Source organism: Neobacillus sp. plas4 (assembly GCF_057221695.1).
Map to the genome: position 1 here is coordinate 3,010,499 of NZ_CM170152.1, position 17,349 is coordinate 3,027,847.

The following is a 17,349-nucleotide window of genomic DNA, read 5'->3' on the forward strand; positions in this document are numbered from 1 at the left end:
CTTTTCCCATGATTTGTACCATTGTTTAAATATTATAAATTATCTAAAATTTAAGTAAGTTAGTCAACCATTAAATTTAAGGAGATGAGAAAAGTGGTTAAACGCAAAGTGAAGTTATTACTAGTTTTTCTAATTTTTGCAGTACTTATGATTGCTGGATGTTCTTCTCCAACTAGTTCAGGAAGTAAAGAGACTGCTAGTACAGATAGTAAGCAATCAGAAAAAACAGAGTCAGATGAAAGTGAAATAAATTTGTATATCCCCAACTATTATAATCAGTTGGAAAAACAACAATGGGAAAACCTTGTAAAGAAATTTGAAGAGCTGAATCCAGGAATTAAAGTTACGCTTACAAATGGGGATGTTAACACGGAATCTGGTAAGTTAACGACATTGCTTCAATCGGGTGTAACACCTCCAGATGTCATCCTTAATGTACCCAGGTCCCGGACGAGTTAGAATTTTATCTGATGTAGGTTTAATTAAACCGCTAGAGGACTTATATACCCAAAACAATTGGAAAGACAAACTACAGCCATTTGCATATGAATTGGCGCAATTAAACGACAAGATCTATGAGTTACCTTATACATTTGATGCCATTCAAGCCTATTACAATAAAGACATTTTTAATAAATATGGAATTGATGTACCGAAGACAGGTGAAGAATTTGTTGCTGCCATGAAAACCCTGAAGGATAATGGCGTTACCCCTTTGAATACAGCTGTTCGTACACCGGTTTGGCTGGGAACACTTTTTTCGAATGTAATGCAAGCGGTTTCAAGTCAGGATGATGTAGAAGCACTTTTATACAATGAAAAGAAGTGGAGTGATCCTGAATTTGTTGAAGCAGCAGAAATGTTAACAGATTGGGCCAAGAAGGAGTATATCGGAAAAGAATCGATGTCCTTGAACAATACAGACCTAAAGTTTGCATTCTTAAATAATCAGTTTGGCATGATGGTTACAACAACTAGCTCTATTTCTGATATCGTCGAAAAGGATTTAGTAGATCAATTTGGCTTATTCCCAATTCCATCCTTCCAAGCTGGTGGAAAAACGAACCCAACAGGGGGACTTGGCTATTCTTGGGTAGTACCAACCGAAGCAGCTAACAGCAAAAATGCTGAAAAATGGCTAGATTACACTCTCTCTGAAGACTATTCAAACATTTTATATGGTGATAAGTCCTATAACTTAATCTTAACCTCAACCGCTTCTTTGGATGTAGAAGTAGTCAATCCGTTATTATCAGACACGGTCACAAGACTTAAATCCGGATCAGGGTTCAATCCTAGTGTTTTCATAGGCAGTGAAGAAAAAGAAGCATACTATCAAAATTTAACTGGCCTCATTGGAGGACTTGTTAGTCCAGAAGACGCAATGAAAGCAATGGAAATTGGCAGACAAAAAGATATTGAAGCAGGCTTTGAGCTTAAAAGGTAGATAAACAGGAGATTAGGAATGGTGTTCTTGTAAAAAGTATATTCCTAATCTCTTATCTTAACTAGATTAAAGAGGGGGGAAGTTATGAGCTCAGAGAGTCCAACATCAGTTCAACGTTTACCAGCTGTGAATAGTAGTGTCCAATTTGAAAGGTGGAAAAGGAAAACCAAACATATAATCATCGTTCTTTCCTTTTTATTACCTTCACTCCTTTTATATCTTTTATTTATGCTCTTACCAATGGTAGATGCCATACGTCTGAGCGTATTCGATTGGGATGGGTCATCACCAACCATGAATTTTGTTGGGTTGGAGCATTATGCCAATCTATTAAAAGACTCCGTCTTCAAATTATCGCTTCTTCATAATTTTATCTGGGTCGTTATTAGTTTGGTGTTAAAGGTCATTCCAACGCTCATACTTGCTGTGTTGATTACGAAAGTGAAGAAAGGGAAATTGTTCTTTCGAGCGGCTTTCTATCTTCCTGCCGTCATTTCTTTAGCTGTAGTTGGGGTTTTATGGGCAAAAATTTATGACCCGATGATGGGGCCTATCAATTTAATCTTAAAAAAAGTCGGCTTGGATTCCTTGGCATTAAATTGGCTTGGTGATGAATTCACTGTGCTGCCTGCACTTGTTATTGCAAGTACATGGGCATTCTATGGATTCTATATGATTTTGTTTCTGGCAGGATTGCAAAATATCGATAAATCCTTATATGAAGCGGCCGACATAGATGGTGCTGGACCGATTCAAAAGTTTTTTAAAATTACCATCCCAAGTTTGCGAAATACGATGAATGTCGTCATTAGTATGGTCATTATAAATTCTTTTAAAGGATTTGCGCTCATCTGGGTTATGACACAAGGCGGGCCATTTTATAAGAGTGAAGTCGTTTCTACGTATGTGTATAAATCGGCTTTTAGTATGAACAAAGTGAGTTATGCTGCTGCAGGAGGTGTGGTACTAGGTATTATTATCCTTACACTAACGCTTCTCTTCAATTATTTGCGGGAAAGGCGGGAATAGATGATGCAAGTACTAAGGCGACTTGGAGGAAAATCGCAAATTGGATTATGGCTGATCTTATCTATTTTGCTTCTAATCGTTGTTACGCCTATTTTTTGGGTGATTCTAGGAAGTTTTAAATCTGCATTTGATATTGCAAACCACCCATTTTCGCTTCCTTCATCTTGGAATTTCAATAATTTCATTGAGGCGTGGAATTTGGGGAATTTTAAACAATACTTTTTAAACAGTGCCATTATAACCATCAGTGGAATGATCATCATCTTTTTGGTCGCATGTCCTGCAGGTTATGTATTTGGTCAATTAAAGTTTCCTGGACACAATCTAGTATTCTATGTTTTTTTATTGGGCTTATCCTTGCCGGTTCAGGTTGTAATCATCCCTATTTTCTTTCAGTTGAAGTCCTTTGGTCTGATTGATACGTTGACAGGTGTAACCCTTGTATCAGTCGGTTTGGCACTTCCGTTTTCCGTATTTTTAATGCGAAATACGTTCAGGGATGTACCTAAAGAGCTAAGGGAATCTGCTCAGGTAGACGGTGCAGGGGAATGGAAAACATACTTTCGAATTATGCTTCCTCTAGCAAAACCAGGGATTGTTGCGCTCATGGTTTTCACTTTTATGAATATCTGGAATGACTTCTTATTACCATTGGTTCTATTAATTTCTCAAGATAATTATACGATTCCGTTAGGATTGCTTTCATTCCAAGGAAGTAATGGCTCAAATTATGGCCTGATTTTCGCGGGAACAGTCATTAGTATGGTACCAAGTATTATTATTTATCTTATTTTTCAGCGTCAGTTTGTTGATGGCATGTCCGATGGTTCAAATAAATAACAAAAAACGAAAAGGGAGAGATAAAAATGGCTACAATTACGGATTTAAATAAAGAAAAACACATTTTACCAATGGAATGGGGAGCAATTCAGTGGCTATGCGGTCAGGATATTGATCCTGAGAGTGAAATGACATTTGGAATGGTCTATATCAATGCTGGTGATTCCAATACAAGACATATTCATCCAAATTGTGAGGAAGTCATCTTTGTTTTATCTGGTGAGTGCGATCATACGCTTGGAGATGAAGTTCATCATTTGAAACCAGGAATGTTGCTCCGAATTCCAAGAAATGTCCCGCATAATGCAACCGTTACCAGCTGGGAACCCTGCCGCATGATAATAGCTTATTCAGCACCAGATCGTCAAACCATTGGAGAGTAGGGAGGAACCTGTTATGCAATCAATTAAATTTAACTTTGAATATGACCGTAAGATTAGAGCCGGGTTCATTGGATGTGGAGCCCATGCCTTTCGTAATGTATATCCAACCTTTGATTACGCACCCGTTGATCTTGTAGCGGTCTGTGACCTCAATATTGACCGGGCCGAAATATACCGTAAACGATTTGCAGCTGACAAAGTTTACACCGATTACAAGGAAATGATTAGAAATGAACAATTGGATGCAGTGTTTGTCGTTTTAAACTTTGACAAAGAAAACAGACCACTTTATCCGAAAATCGTTCCAGATCTATTAGAGGCAGGGCTGCCCGTTTGGATGGAAAAGCCAGCTGCCTACACCGCAGATGAAGTGGAAAGAATGCTTGAGGTAGAAGAACGTACGAATCAGTTTGTTCTTGTGTCGAACAAGAGATATTTCTACCCTACCTTTGAAAAGGCAAAACAAATTATTGATCGTCCAGTTTTTGGAGATCCGGTTTCCATCAATGGCCGCTACCCATTAACTTTGTCACCCTTTCAAGAATCCATCCAAACCAGGACGGGATTACGATTGTTCCAAGATATTTGTCATCCCATGTCTGGCATTCATTATTTGATGGGTGAAGTAAAAGAGATGTGCTTTATTGAACATCAACCGAGCGGAAATGTTCAAGCCTTACTGCAATTTACTTCAGGAGGTATAGGGAATTTGCAGTTGTCCTCAACTCAGGCACCAACCGGACCATATGAACGATTTGAAATTATCGGTAATCATCAAAATATCGTCATTGATAATGGTATGCGTTTGGTTTATTACAAAGGATCAAAAGGCAGCGGGGAATATGGTAAAACTCCTGTCTACATAGGGGATGACCCAACAGATGGACCTGTTCTGTGGGAGCCAGAATTCTCACTTGGCCAATTATATAATAAAAACCTTTTCTTACAAGGAATGGTGCAAAGTGTTAATTATTTTGCGAATGCCGTCTTAGAAGGTAAAAAGATAGAAAAATCTACCTTACGGGATGCCTTACATTTTACGAAAATCTTTGACGCCTTTAAACAAAGGTCAGGAAAGTGGATCACCATTGAGAACACGAAAAAAGAGGTGAGCTGTAAATGAGGTTTAGTGTATTTACGGATATGCTTGGATGTGAGGATTTTGAAACATCGCTGCAAACGGCAGTAGAATTGGGTTTTTCAATCATTGATTTACGTTCTAAATTAAACGGTGATTCTATCGACACCATTTCCTTGGAAAAGGCAAAAGAAATAAAAAAACATTTAGATAACTATGGTTTAGAGGTTAATAGTGTGAGTTCATGGGCAGTTAATTCCTGTACGTTTTCTGGGCCGCCTAAATACGATAGCCATGATCCTGCACATCATCAGAAAATGTCGGTTGTTTTAGAACGTCTCTTTGATTTAGCTGATATCTTTGGGGTGCAACATGTACGGGTATACTCTCTGCATCGTCCAGAAGGTTTTGATCAATGGCCGGAAGCGGAAAAAGAGGCAGAGTATGAGTACAATGCAAACATTATGCGTGGTCATGCTGAACACGCTAAAAGCAGAGGGAAAATCCTGTTAGTTGAAAATGAACCGCCTACCCTTACAAAAGGACCAAGAGAATTAGGTAAACTTGTCACTTTTGCAGATCATCCCAGTCTAAAAATAAACTGGGACATTATTAATAGCTGGTGGGCTGGTGAGTATCCATCGCTGGAATCCTATGAATATGTAAAAGGATCTCTTTTGCAAACACACTTAAAAGGGGCATACCGTAAGCCAAATTCTATTACTCTAGAAAATCCACATGGTGATTTTAAAGGCTTTGCTATCGCTGGAGAAGATGATTATGATCACAGCGGTATACTCCAAGCCATAGCTAAACATGATCCAAAAGCCGTGATGACGATTGATACACATTATTCTTCCCTTGAAGACAAGGATAAAGTGGGAGAAGCGGAAGTCGTCCGAAGGAGTAAGCTGTATTTTGAATCCACTCTGATAGAGGTGAAGAGCAATGAATAAAAAAGCAGTCCTCGTTGGTTCATTGGATACAAAGGGCGCAGAGTTTAAGTATGTCAAGGACATACTTGAATCATTAGGAATTGAAACCATTATGATCGATACTGGTGTTATCGGGGCTCCACTGTTTATCCCTGACATTTCAAGTGATAAAGTATCAAAAGCTGGAGGAATGAGTTTAGCTGAGCTTCGTTCGGAGCAGGACCGAGGGAAGGCGATTGCTGCTATTACCAAGGGGATTCAAGTAGTGGTAGAGGAGCTTGACCGTGAAGGTATCATTGGCGGTATCTTCGGAATGGGTGGTACAGCAGGTACCACGGTTGGCGCTTCAGCGATGAAGGCTATACCTGTGGGTGTACCGAAATTACTGGTCTCGACGGTCGCTTCTGGTAATACCCGTCCATACGTAGGAGAAAAAGATGTTACGATGATGTATTCGGTTGTGGATATTGCAGGCTTAAATAAATTATCAAAACGGATCTTGGCAAATGCTGCTTATGCATTGGCTGGAATGGTGAAAGGAAGTGCTAAAGAACCAGAAGCTAATGATGATAAGCCGATGATTGGTGCAACTATGTTTGGAGTTACAACTCCTTGTGTTACGAGAGTTCGAGAGAAGCTTGAAGAGAACGGATACGATGTTCTTGTATTTCACGCTACCGGTTCAGGCGGCATGGGAATGGAGGAACTAGTTAAAGCAGGCTTTATTAAGGGAGTTGCCGATGTAACCACAACGGAGTTAGCGGATGAATTAGTAGGGGGGATCTTTAGTGCAGGTCCCAATAGACTGGAAGCAACTGGGAAAGCTGGAATTCCACAGGTAGTATCTGTTGGAGCGTTGGATATGGTCAACTTCGGTCAGCCTGAAACCATTCCTGCTCGATTTGCTGAACGTCAATTTTATCAGCACAACCCAACGACCACCCTGATGAGAACCACCGTAGAAGAAAATCATCTGCTGGGTCGTATGATTGCAGAAAAGCTGAACCAAAGCCATTCACCAACAATTCTAGTTTTTCCTAAAGGCGGGGTTTCTCTTTTAGATCGGGAAGGCCAGGCGTTTGATGGTAAAGCTGAAAGAATAGCATTATATAACGCTATCAAAGAGAATCTTCGAAGTGATATTCCTTTCGTCGAAATGGAACAAGACATTAATGATGAAGCAGTGGCAGATTTCATTGCGGATCAATTATTACTCATGATGGAAAAATCAGTAGGGGGTATAAATTATGGCAATCAGCAGACAAGAAATTAACAGAAGATTAAGAAAACAGTTAGTGGAAAATAGGATTCTCGTTGGAGCAGGAGCAGGAACTGGGATTTCTGCAAAGAGTGCGGAGGACGGTAACGCTGACCTTATCATTATTTACAATTCTGGCCGATACCGCATGGCGGGGCGTGGTTCATTAGCAGGCTTAATGCCTTATGGGGATGCGAACCAAATTGTTGTTGAAATGGGCAGTGAAGTGCTGCCAATCGTTAAGGATACTCCAGTCCTTGCAGGGGTTTGTGGAACCGATCCATTTAGAATAATGGATGTATTCCTAAAGCAATTAAAAGAAAGTGGATTTTCAGGCGTTCAAAACTTTCCGACTGTAGGTTTAATTGATGGGCAATTTCGCCAAAACTTGGAAGAAACGGGTATGGGGTACGATTTAGAGGTTGAAATGATTCGTAAAGCCCACGAGCTCGACCTATTCACGACACCTTATGTTTTTAATGAGGAAGATGCTATTAAAATGGCCAAAGCGGGTGCAGATGTACTCGTTGCACATGTTGGCCTAACAACCAAAGGAAAAATAGGGGCTCAAACAGCTTTAACATTAGATGAATCAGTTGATTTAGTACAAAGGATTCATGATGCCGGGAAGTCGGTAAATCCTGATATTTTAGTCATTTGTCATGGAGGACCGATATCTGAGCCTGAGGATGCAGAATACGTCCTTAGCAGAACAAAAGGTGTCGTCGGATTTTTTGGAGCTTCAAGTATGGAGCGATTACCGACTGAAGTTGCCATCTCGAACCAGGTAAATCAGTTTAAATCTGTCAAGATGAACAAGGTGATAAATCACTAAATAGCAGGATAGGTTCATTTTTCACAAGGGAGAATGTTCCTATCTCATAGATTCATATTTTAGGGAGGAAATATCGAAATGACCGTACATGGTGAAACAAAAAAAGTTGAGATTCAGAGATTCCGGAAATTTAAAACGGATCAATTTTATCCAAAAGGCTTTGGAAAACCAGAACATCACATTGCAAATGAATTTTGTATGTCTGTTCGAGCAGGAAATCGGATCTTCCTAAGAGGGCAAACTGGATTTGATTTAGATGGTAACTTTCACGGGGACGGCGATGTAGAAAAGCAGGCCGAAAATGCTTGTACATGTGTAAAACAATTAATAGGAGAAGCTGGCGGTACGGTCAAAGATATTTGTAAAATCACCGTGTATCTCCTTAATCGTGAAGACCGCAGTAAGGTCTATCCAGTAATCGCCAAGCATTTTAAAGATGTTTATCCTTGCAGTACCGGTTTGATTGTAAACGGACTGGCGTTGCCTGAGATGTTAATGGAAATTGATGTTGAGGCTGTAATTAGTGATTAATTTTTAACTATTTTATTCCGGTACGCCTTGATGGGATTAAAGGGAGATAGAAAGATAAAAAATCATTCCTCTGGAGTAAAACAGGGAATGATTTTTTATTTCTGTTTTTTGCTGTCTGCTATATATGACGGATAAAAATCCCATCTTAATCAAGCCAATATAAATCTAAAATTCAATATATTGTCATTTTCTTCTAATATTGTTTAATAAATTAATGATAGATTTAAAATGGCTAGTAATTAAGTCTAGGTAACATCAGGAATATTCTAAGGGGGTGACCAAAGATGAGTTAGAAATCTCATATTTTATTCTTATCGAAAATGGATTTGGGGCAGGCATAATAGATTATTGTATTTCCACATTTTATCCGTTACTATCTTCCAACTTCTTCAACACTTTTATCTCAAAAAGATTTTCCTTCCTATTTTAAATTTTCAATTTCTCTCTCTAATCATAAAGGTAAAATATTTAATTCCGTCTAAATAAGGTTATTTTTTATACATTTTATAAACATTAAATGGAGGTCTTTCAATGGAGGAAACACTAAATAGTATTCTTTCTGAATTACAACAAATAGATAAAGTTCAACAAGAATTAGTGATAGCGCAGAAGGATTTAACAGGTCGGATAGAAGTTTTAGAAAAAGGGCAGAAAAGATTAATGGCAAACACTACAAGAAATACCAATAAAGTTCATGAAGAGGTAATGCGAGGGCAGCAACAATTAAATGTTCGGATAGAAAATTTAGAAAAAATAAAAGAGTTTTTTTCTATGGGGCAAAATGAAGTAAAAGAATTAATGATACAAACGACAGCGTATATGTCTGGAAGACTGTCAGTTTCGGAAAGAATGTTGATGGAAATCGAATGGTTAAAAGATAGTGAACGGCAAGAGCTGCTGAATAAAATCAATGAAAAAAATTTAATAAGAAATGGCGATAGATGGTCAGAAGATTGGGATGATGATAGGTATAATGATTACTAAAGGAAAAACAAATAATCTTTAACCGAAAAACGGAGGTTCGATTATGGAAGAAAAACTAAATATTATTCTTTTAGAACTAGGAAATTTAAATAATGGCCAGAAAGAGTTATTGACTCGTACAGAAAGAATGGAAAAGGGCCAAAATCAATTATTGAATCGTACAGAAAATCTGGAAAAAGGGCAGATGGAATTAATAGGTCGAACGGAAAATTTAGAAAAAGGGCAATTGGAACTAATTACAGGTCAGAAACAATTATCTACTCAAATTGAAAATGTAGAAAAGGGTCAGGACCTATTGTCAACCGGACAATATGAAATAAAAGAATTAATAAAGCACACAACTACTCTGATAACAGAAAATTTCACGATATTCGAAAAGATATGAAAGCAATAGCATCGGATGTTAACTCTGATATTGAGCTTTTATTCAAGGAAATGGCTGATGTAAAGAGAAAAGTAAATAAACTTGAACAGAAATAATACATGTTTAAGTTTGGAAAAAAGTAGGATTATTTTCTTAATAAGCGTGAGGATTCCATAATTGGAATCCTTTATTACTGAATCGGACATGTTACCACCACGCCAGGACTATTTTAATTTTATTTAATACTTATTTGATTAAAAAAGAATTAATAGTATTAAAGGTTCTAAACAGATTAGAAATCTCAATACAAAGTGGTAGAATAGATGTAACAAAATTTGTACCAGCAATGTAAGCAGTTAAAGGGGGTTCATCATGGAAGTCTTCCCAGTACAGCAGCGTGATAACGTCAGTAATTATCAAAGTCTTCGCTCATTATTTGAAAAGAATATTACTGTTAACAGTATCTCAGAGGTTTTGGCTACCTGCAATGTGAGTGATCATGCACAACAGATTAGAGAGCAGATGGTTTTAAAAGACTATGATGTCATTGGGGTTGAAGAGAATGGTATGGTCATCGGTTATGTCTTACGAGATGACTTGGGTGAGGGAACGTGTAAGGATTATTTTCGCCAATTTAGTCCGTCAGAGCTCGTCTCTGATTCCACACCGCTGCTTCAAACACTATTTATTTTTAAAAATACTGAAAGACTTTTTATAATAGAAGGAAACCGGATTACCAAAGTAGTAACGCTTGCCGATCTCCAGAAGCCACCGATTCGCATGCTTTTATTTGGTGTGATCTCTTTAGTAGAAATGCATTTGTATCGAATCATTAGTGGTTATTTTCATGATGATACCTGGAAAAAACACTTAAGTGATAAAAGGATTGACCTGGCAGAGGATTTATTTTTACAAAGAAAAGCTCGAAATGAAGCGATTCAATTAAGTGATTGTTTGCAGCTTTGTGACAAGAGGGACATCGTATTAAATGAGCAACATTTAAGAGAACTGTTGGGTATTGAATCAAAAAGTAAAGGGAAGGATTTCTTTAAAAAATTAGAAATCTTACGCAACAATCTAGCCCATTCGCAAGATCTTAATACACAAAATTCCTGGAATGAAATGATCTCATTAATTGAGCAGACCGAAAGTATATTAGAGGAATGTGAAAAAATTTAAGAATTAAACTATAGAAAATAATTTCACTCACCAAGTTATATAAACAATGTCATGAAAGGAGGATTTTTTTCATACATTTATTTGTGAGGTGATGAAATGCCAAGAGTTAGGGCTAGAAGTCATGAAGTTGATGAAATGGCAAGAATGATGAGAGCAGAAGCAGAAGGCGAAGGAAAGCAAGGAATGTTATATGTTGGAAATGTAATCATAAATCGTGTTGTAGCACAATGCACAGATTTCAAAGAGTTAACCACTGTTCATGATGTAATATTTCATGTACAAGGAGGAAATTTTTCTTTTGAAGCAGTGCAAAAAGGGAATGTATTTTATCAAAGATCAAGAACTTCTGAAAGAAGATTAGCACAACAAAATATAAATGGTTGGAGAGATCATCCTGCGAAATTTGCTCTTTGGTATTTTAATCCAGCAGCCCCAGGGTGTCCTCCTACATGGTATGATCAACCTCATACTGGTGCATTTAAAGAACATTGTTTTTATGAACCAAAACCTGGAACATGTGATAGTGTTTATAGGGGTTGAGCTTACTCTTTGAGTAAGCTTTTTTACATGATTAGAATTTTTACAAAATAAAAGGGTTACGGGAAGCGTTTGTTGAAGAAGTTAACTAAGACCACTTATATGTTGGAATATACACAGAACATTTGTTCGTATATAATAATAGTGAGGAGATGATTTATATTGGAAATTCGTGACAGTGGTAAAATGAAATGGCGGTCAGCTTCATTCTTACCGCTAGCTTTTGAAATGACAAGTGAAATGTTTAAGGACCAAGCTCGGACTGCTAAGCCAATATTAGACGAACATCAGAAGGAAGAGTTCGACCTGCGTATAGCATACGCAATAGAATACATGCGGTAAAGCTAACAGTATGGGATGACGGATTTACTCAAGACATTACTGGGCGTGTTCATTACGTCGATCCTATAACTCATGAGATGCGGATTGTACTAAAGTCTGGGGAATTTGAACGGGTGGCATTCGATAGTGTAATAGGAGTGAAGGTTTTGAATTAAGCATACATCTAATGTTATGTGTCAACCTTAGCAGGGTTGGTATTTTTTTTAACTAAAGGGCAATTGAATAAGGGATGAGAAAACAAAAGGACAGATTAACGAACCCACCTGTCCTTTTTCCATAGTAATCACCGTTACTGATGACCGACATTAAACTTCATCCTCTCGGATAGTGACTACTTTTTCATGACGACATCGGTTACATATAAACCAAGTTGCAATATATCCCCATCCATCGGGTTTCTGATTTGTTTCTTCATAAGCGTGACCTTTTAATTTACAGATGACTTTCGCTAAAATACCCATCATAAAAAACCTCCTTCAATTAAAAGTTGATTTTCTATTTTTTCATATTTATGCTTCAATGCTTGTCATCGTTGTATTAAGGTTTCACTACAATTATTACAAAGAATTAAATTAGTTGGATGGATCTATTTTCTTCGCATACGAGGTAAGAATATCATTAGTAGGCGATACCTACACGTGATTTTATATAATCGCTTGTTTTTATCTGGCTATATGCAAATTCTGCAGTATCTAGTACGGAGATTTCAACTCCATCCTCAGGCAAGAAATTTCGTTCTATTCGATATTTGCCTATCCTTTCTCCAACCGGCAGGTACGTAGGACAGACAATCGTCCAATCGAGGGCTGATTGTTTAAGCGTATTGTAAACTTTATGATGTTCTTGTGCTGCACGTGTTGATTTCCGTTTTGATTCACTCGACTGATAACGGAGTACGGTTGACGTGGTTCTACTTTGTAAGATCCCTGCAGTTCCTATCGTGATAATTCGTTGTATACCTTCGTATTCCATTGCTTTGATTATTAGTGGCATACTTTCTGATAGAGTGGTTGTTCCATCAGTATTTAGTGCACTAATTACAACATCAATCCCATCCATTGCACGTACTAAATCATTTTTATTTAAAACATTCCCTTGAATAATGGTCAAATTTTCACTATTTATTTGAATCTTCTCTGGAGTGCGAACTAATACAGTAACATGATGTCTATCATGAAGGGCATAAGTTACTATTTGACTACCTACTCGTCCAGTTGCACCTAAAATTAAAATATTAATAAGAATGAGCCTCCTTTAGCAATAATAATATTTTACTATAAAAATTATTTTAATGTCTTGTTCAACTAAAAGGTCTCCCAGAAATTTCGGGCAAACCTTATATTACAAACGGGTGCTGTCATGAAAAAAGAAAAGTCAAAAAAGGCTTAGAGAAATTTTTTTCTCTAAGCCTTTTTGACTGTACAAATTGGCAGGTTTTTTTTAGGTTAAGTTATATTCCATTCGAATTTTCTCGAGCAATGCATGACAGCCGTCTGTAACCAGCTGATAGGTTTCTTCAAAATCTCCTGTGTAATATGGATCAGGGACATCTTTTTTATGTTCCGTCAAATCAAGCAGGCGAATGATTTTAGGATGCTGAGGATTACCAGTTATCTCTGAAATATTCTTCACATTACTTTCATCCATACCAATGATGTATTCAAACTTCTCAAAATCTTCCTTCGTTAATTGGCGGCCAACAAGACCATCAGAGGAAACGTTGTACTTTTTAAGGATGGCAAGAGTTCCTTTATGAGGAGGTGAACCTATATGCCAAGAACTTGTAGCAGCGGAATCAACTGTTATCTGGGTAGACAAATTTTCTTTTTTCAGTAAGTCACGAAACAATGCCTCAGCCATTGGTGAACGGCAAATATTTCCTAAGCAAACAAATAATACATTTATCATGATATTAACTCCTTTTAACCTATTAAACTTCGATTACTATTCCATAACGACCATTCTAAGGCAATCATCAATGAATGTAAAATAAAGACCCTTTCCATGTTTCAGGACTTCAACCCTCTTATAAGGCCGCCATTATTTTTTTCGAAAAAGAGTAGGACGATAATTGGTCATAATCTGCCCATCTAAATAGTAAAAATGTTATAAGGTTTGTTTTTTCCAAATTACTGTTTGGATTAAAAATCCTTCTAAATAATTAACGTATATTAGATTTTAGCTTACGAAGGAGGAGTTATCGTGAAATCGATTGGAATTTTAGGCGTGGGTCAAGCAGGCGGGAACATTGCAGAAATTGCATCTGCCTTGAATTTTCGAACAGCTCTCATCAATACGAACCAACGGGATGGAGCTGTAAATACCCGGGTAGAGAAAAAGTTTTTTGTCCCAGGCTATAATGGTGCAGGGCAAGATCGTTCATTGGGATTACGTGCGATTCAAGAAAACTATAAGGAGATTATTGATTTTGTTAACAGCTCCTTTAAAAACATTAAGCTTTTACTAGTGGCTTTTTCAACAGACGGCGGCACGGGTTCTGGGATGAGTCCGATGTTGATTGATCTGTTAATTGATCAGTTGCCTGGCGTTAAGGTTGGGGCGATTGCAGTTATACCTGAACGTAATGTATTAGCGGGGAATCGCATTAATACCGCCGAATGTATCGAAGAGCTATCAAATATAGAAGGCATTTCATCTGTCTTTCTTGTTGACAATGATCAAATGCGAAAATTAAAACCTCAATCCAGCAAACACGAAATTTATCTTTCAGCAAATCTTCAAGCCATAGAGGCCATTAACCATCTTCTAAAAATCACGAAGAAAAGCTCATTCTTTGGTAATTTTGATGAAACCGATCTAATGAATATACTTGGATCAAGAGGGGTAGCGATGATTTCTTCCGCTCCTATTACCGAAGCAAAAAATACTTCAGAGGTCTCAAAAAAAGTGCAGGTTTCTTGGGAGAACTCGATTTTTTGTCCTGTTGAATCACAGGGGGTCATCCGAGCCGGGCTTATCTATGAAGGACCTGAGAGCATTTCAAAGTTAATTAATGTACCTTCGATCTTTGAAAGGGTAGGGGAACCGGTGCAATTATTCGAAGGAACCTATATCACAGAATCTGACCCTACGATTACAACCATTCTAGCCGGACTATCCTTCCCATCCCGGCGCATGCTATCTATAGAAGAATCGATCGAAAAGAACAAGGAACGATTACAGAGCCTTGTAAAAAAGGAAAATACCCAAAATTACGAGTCAGGAATTCGTTGGGCATCCAACTTAAAACTAATGAAACAAGAAAGAAAGCCCGTATCCATTTCAACCAAGTTAAATAAATATCAAAAGAAGTAAGGAAATAAAAAATTCGTAATAAACATCCTAATCCAGTTCCAGTACTCTTGAGGTATTTCAAGATTACTGGAACTTTTTGATTAACACAAATTCCAATACAGGGATTTGTACATATTTTATATCTTAGATTTAATTATAAAATTTCAAATATTCTGTTATAATGGTATAATAAGAGCAAAATTGTATACGTGGATGGATACTAATAGAAGTACATATTGGAGTGAAGGAGTTTTTATTGATGGGCGATTACCCAACCCTTATTTACGTTGGAACTTCCAATATCACCTACCATTGCAGTTCTATTTGGTGCCTTTATTATGCACTCTTTTGAGTTATTGGGTATTAAATGAAAAAACTAGATATTCCGATAGCGGCTACCATATTAACTTTTGTTTTAGGCGCACAAATGGAGGCAGCATTATTTCAATCATTGGCAACCTCTCAAAATGGATTCATGATCTTTTTTACTCTTCCGATTTCAGGCGTCATTACAACCATTTGTATACTCATCTTTATTGTTAGCATCATCACAACTACTCGGAAGAAGAGATCTTTACTAGCTAATGACATTGAGATTTAATTGAAACTGTTTCTTTCGATATGGTTGTCCCGAATTTAATCGAAGAATTGAAAAAAATATAAGTACAGAAAGGAGGAGACGGCAATCGTACACCATCGTACTGAAATAGTCACAAGATATTGTGAATCGGATGCTTTAGGGCATATCAATAGTGTGAGCTATTTTATTTATCTAGAACAAGCTCGAGTAGAGTTTCTATTAGAAAACGAAATCGTTCCAAACCTTGAAAATTTTCCATTTGTTTTAGTTTCTACACACTGTGATTATATACAGCAAATTTATGTCAATGATAAGATTGTAATTAAATCTTTTTTAAAAGAGATTGGAAAAAGTAGTCTAACATTAGGTCATGAATTTGTTCATCAAGACCGGAATGAATTACTTGCATACGGAGAAGCAGTTATCGTTTATTTCGATTTTGAAAAGCAAACAAGTGCTCCGATTCCTGATGAAATGCGAAATAAAATGGAAAAGTTTTTGATTAAATAGCATATAGCCAAATAATGAAAGCCCAGCGTTGGGGCTTTTATTATTTATAGGTAAGGATATAACTCATCTTTTTTGCAGCATATATTTTTATTATTAAAATGAAGGATGGTGCTTTTCTTGGAAACAATCCGTACAATGTTTAAGCATTTACACTGGAGTAACCAACGAATTCTTGAAGCCTTACGATACGGTGAAGGAGAGATTGAGCAGGCAAATAGGCTCTTCTCACATATTCTTCATGCAGAAAATCACTGGTTTACTAGATTAAAGGGAAGAGATAGTTCACACTTACCAATCTGGTCGGAGGTTAGTTTAGAAAGCTGTGTTGAACTTGCAATTCAAAATAACAAAAACTATACTACATTGCTATCAAATTTATCCCATATGGAACTAGATCAACTAGTCTCGTATAAAAATATTAAAGGAAAAGAGTTTCACAATTCAGTACGGGATATTTTAACCCATGTTGCTCTACATGGTCAGTATCATCGTGGACAGATTAATCAACTTTTAAGAGCAGCAAACCTTGAACCTATTAATGTTGATTTTATTACCTTCAGACGATGATCTGGAGTTTTTTTTTGTTAAGAGTATCTAATAAATGGCAGGAATGAGGCAGCAGATAGACTGTTTGGTATGAAACCATACCTGGCTGAATATAATGAATCAAATTGTAAAGCTCGATGTAGAGAGATAATGAGTTTTATAAACTGAGAGAAAAGCGAGGGATGAATTTGGATCGGTTAAGATTTAACCAATTGAAGGCGTTTGTAGAAATGGATGCTAAGGGTGCTCATGATATCATTCCCCAATTTCATTTCCAATTACAAGATTTAAAATGGTTTATTGAGCAAGCCGAAAAAGCTGAGTATTATAAACAATCATTACAGACGATTGCAGAAGATATGAAAGAGAGCGAAACCAGCGTATTAATTGAGATTGCAAGCAAGGCATTAAAAAAATAGGAATGCTGACTACCACTAAACCATTATCCAATTGAAGCAATAGATAACGGGAGCGATACCTTAAAACAGGTATCGCTTTTTCTTATTTTAAAGATTGCTCAAATTCTTTATTTTGTAAGTAATTTCTGACAGTTTGTTTGTTTTGACATACACTTTCACATTTTTGATTCAATTAAATTTATTGAAACCGCATTCTTAAAGAGTTTAAATATTTGGCACACAACTTGCATTATTTAATGTAAACGAGGAAATTTGAGG

At 37.0% G+C, this 17,349-nt stretch carries 22 protein-coding genes and 1 pseudogene; 20 read left to right on the forward strand and 3 right to left on the reverse strand.

Annotated elements, in window-relative coordinates; translation table 11 throughout:
• The first annotated feature begins 93 nt into the window (after window positions 1–93).
• The 15 genes and pseudogenes from AC2TFD_RS14950 (at window position 94) to AC2TFD_RS15020 (ending at window position 11,897) form a co-directional block, all read left to right on the forward strand.
• Window positions 94–459: an extracellular solute-binding protein gene (locus tag AC2TFD_RS14950; RefSeq protein WP_484676210.1), complete on the forward strand. Its 366-nt coding sequence runs from the start codon at window positions 94–96 to the stop codon at window positions 457–459.
• The gene (locus tag AC2TFD_RS14955) at window positions 422–1,447 is read left to right on the forward strand and encodes an ABC transporter substrate-binding protein (protein ID WP_484676211.1); all 1,026 of its coding nucleotides are present in this window, start codon (window positions 422–424) and stop codon (window positions 1,445–1,447) included. Before AC2TFD_RS14950 ends, AC2TFD_RS14955 begins: the two co-directional genes overlap by 38 nt.
• Before the next feature lie 84 nt (window positions 1,448–1,531).
• Window positions 1,532–2,476, forward strand: a complete 945-nt coding sequence (locus tag AC2TFD_RS14960) for a carbohydrate ABC transporter permease (RefSeq protein WP_484676212.1) — start codon at window positions 1,532–1,534, stop codon at window positions 2,474–2,476.
• Window positions 2,477–3,316, forward strand: a complete 840-nt coding sequence (locus tag AC2TFD_RS14965) for a carbohydrate ABC transporter permease (RefSeq protein WP_484676213.1) — start codon at window positions 2,477–2,479, stop codon at window positions 3,314–3,316.
• 26 nt (window positions 3,317–3,342) lie between these two features.
• Window positions 3,343–3,699, forward strand: a complete 357-nt coding sequence (locus AC2TFD_RS14970) for a cupin domain-containing protein (protein WP_484676214.1) — start codon at window positions 3,343–3,345, stop codon at window positions 3,697–3,699.
• 13 nt (window positions 3,700–3,712) lie between these two features.
• A complete protein-coding gene (locus AC2TFD_RS14975) occupies window positions 3,713–4,822 on the forward strand; it encodes a Gfo/Idh/MocA family protein (protein WP_484676215.1) in 1,110 nt (369 codons plus the stop codon).
• Window positions 4,819–5,733 (forward strand): sugar phosphate isomerase/epimerase family protein, encoded by a 915-nt coding sequence (locus AC2TFD_RS14980; protein ID WP_484676216.1) that lies wholly within the window; start codon window positions 4,819–4,821, stop codon window positions 5,731–5,733. Before AC2TFD_RS14975 ends, AC2TFD_RS14980 begins: the two co-directional genes overlap by 4 nt.
• Window positions 5,726–6,985 carry a Tm-1-like ATP-binding domain-containing protein gene (locus AC2TFD_RS14985; protein WP_484676217.1) on the forward strand — a complete coding sequence of 420 codons (1,260 nt, stop codon included), beginning with the start codon at window positions 5,726–5,728 and terminating at the stop codon, window positions 6,983–6,985. The genes AC2TFD_RS14980 and AC2TFD_RS14985 overlap by 8 nt, the downstream gene beginning before the upstream one ends.
• A complete protein-coding gene (locus tag AC2TFD_RS14990; protein WP_484676218.1) occupies window positions 6,960–7,805 on the forward strand; it encodes a phosphoenolpyruvate hydrolase family protein in 846 nt (281 codons plus the stop codon). The genes AC2TFD_RS14985 and AC2TFD_RS14990 overlap by 26 nt, the downstream gene beginning before the upstream one ends.
• Before the next feature lie 78 nt (window positions 7,806–7,883).
• Window positions 7,884–8,336 (forward strand): RidA family protein, encoded by a 453-nt coding sequence (locus tag AC2TFD_RS14995; protein WP_484676219.1) that lies wholly within the window; start codon window positions 7,884–7,886, stop codon window positions 8,334–8,336.
• Window positions 8,337–8,867: 531 nt separating this feature from the next.
• Window positions 8,868–9,320, forward strand: coding sequence for a hypothetical protein (locus AC2TFD_RS15000; protein WP_484676220.1), 453 nt, complete (start codon window positions 8,868–8,870; stop codon window positions 9,318–9,320).
• Window positions 9,321–9,363: 43 nt separating this feature from the next.
• Complete coding sequence (locus AC2TFD_RS15005) at window positions 9,364–9,705, forward strand: hypothetical protein (RefSeq protein ID WP_484676221.1); 342 nt, start codon at window positions 9,364–9,366, stop codon at window positions 9,703–9,705.
• A 351-nt stretch (window positions 9,706–10,056) separates the two neighbouring features.
• Window positions 10,057–10,863 carry a hypothetical protein gene (locus tag AC2TFD_RS15010; RefSeq protein WP_484676222.1) on the forward strand — a complete coding sequence of 269 codons (807 nt, stop codon included), beginning with the start codon at window positions 10,057–10,059 and terminating at the stop codon, window positions 10,861–10,863.
• Between the two features lie 96 nt (window positions 10,864–10,959).
• The gene (locus tag AC2TFD_RS15015; protein ID WP_484676223.1) at window positions 10,960–11,403 is read left to right on the forward strand and encodes a cell wall hydrolase; all 444 of its coding nucleotides are present in this window, start codon (window positions 10,960–10,962) and stop codon (window positions 11,401–11,403) included.
• 237 nt (window positions 11,404–11,640) lie between these two features.
• Window positions 11,641–11,897 (forward strand): annotated as a pseudogene (locus tag AC2TFD_RS15020) (YolD-like family protein).
• Window positions 11,898–12,047: 150 nt separating this feature from the next.
• Here the strand turns inward: AC2TFD_RS15020 and AC2TFD_RS15025 are convergent.
• From AC2TFD_RS15025 to AC2TFD_RS15035, 3 genes are all read right to left on the reverse strand, one after another.
• Entirely contained in the window at window positions 12,048–12,206 is a 159-nt protein-coding gene (locus AC2TFD_RS15025; protein WP_484676224.1) for a hypothetical protein, read from the reverse strand.
• 154 nt (window positions 12,207–12,360) lie between these two features.
• The gene (locus AC2TFD_RS15030) at window positions 12,361–12,981 is read right to left on the reverse strand and encodes an NAD(P)-dependent oxidoreductase (protein ID WP_484676324.1); all 621 of its coding nucleotides are present in this window, start codon (window positions 12,979–12,981) and stop codon (window positions 12,361–12,363) included.
• A gap of 201 nt (window positions 12,982–13,182) precedes the next feature.
• Window positions 13,183–13,650: a low molecular weight protein-tyrosine-phosphatase gene (locus AC2TFD_RS15035; protein WP_484676225.1), complete on the reverse strand. Its 468-nt coding sequence runs from the start codon at window positions 13,648–13,650 to the stop codon at window positions 13,183–13,185.
• 294 nt (window positions 13,651–13,944) lie between these two features.
• Here AC2TFD_RS15035 and AC2TFD_RS15040 point away from each other — a divergent pair, with 294 nt between their 5' ends.
• From AC2TFD_RS15040 to AC2TFD_RS15060, 5 genes are all read left to right on the forward strand, one after another.
• A complete protein-coding gene (locus tag AC2TFD_RS15040) occupies window positions 13,945–15,057 on the forward strand; it encodes an FtsZ/tubulin family protein (RefSeq protein ID WP_484676226.1) in 1,113 nt (370 codons plus the stop codon).
• Between the two features lie 346 nt (window positions 15,058–15,403).
• A complete protein-coding gene (locus tag AC2TFD_RS15045; RefSeq protein WP_484676227.1) occupies window positions 15,404–15,637 on the forward strand; it encodes a hypothetical protein in 234 nt (77 codons plus the stop codon).
• Window positions 15,638–15,742: 105 nt separating this feature from the next.
• A complete protein-coding gene (locus tag AC2TFD_RS15050) occupies window positions 15,743–16,126 on the forward strand; it encodes an acyl-CoA thioesterase (protein ID WP_484676325.1) in 384 nt (127 codons plus the stop codon).
• 108 nt (window positions 16,127–16,234) lie between these two features.
• Window positions 16,235–16,693: a DinB family protein gene (locus AC2TFD_RS15055; RefSeq protein WP_484676228.1), complete on the forward strand. Its 459-nt coding sequence runs from the start codon at window positions 16,235–16,237 to the stop codon at window positions 16,691–16,693.
• Between the two features lie 167 nt (window positions 16,694–16,860).
• Window positions 16,861–17,091, forward strand: a complete 231-nt coding sequence (locus tag AC2TFD_RS15060; RefSeq protein ID WP_484676229.1) for a hypothetical protein — start codon at window positions 16,861–16,863, stop codon at window positions 17,089–17,091.
• The last annotated feature ends 258 nt before the right edge of the window (window positions 17,092–17,349 follow it).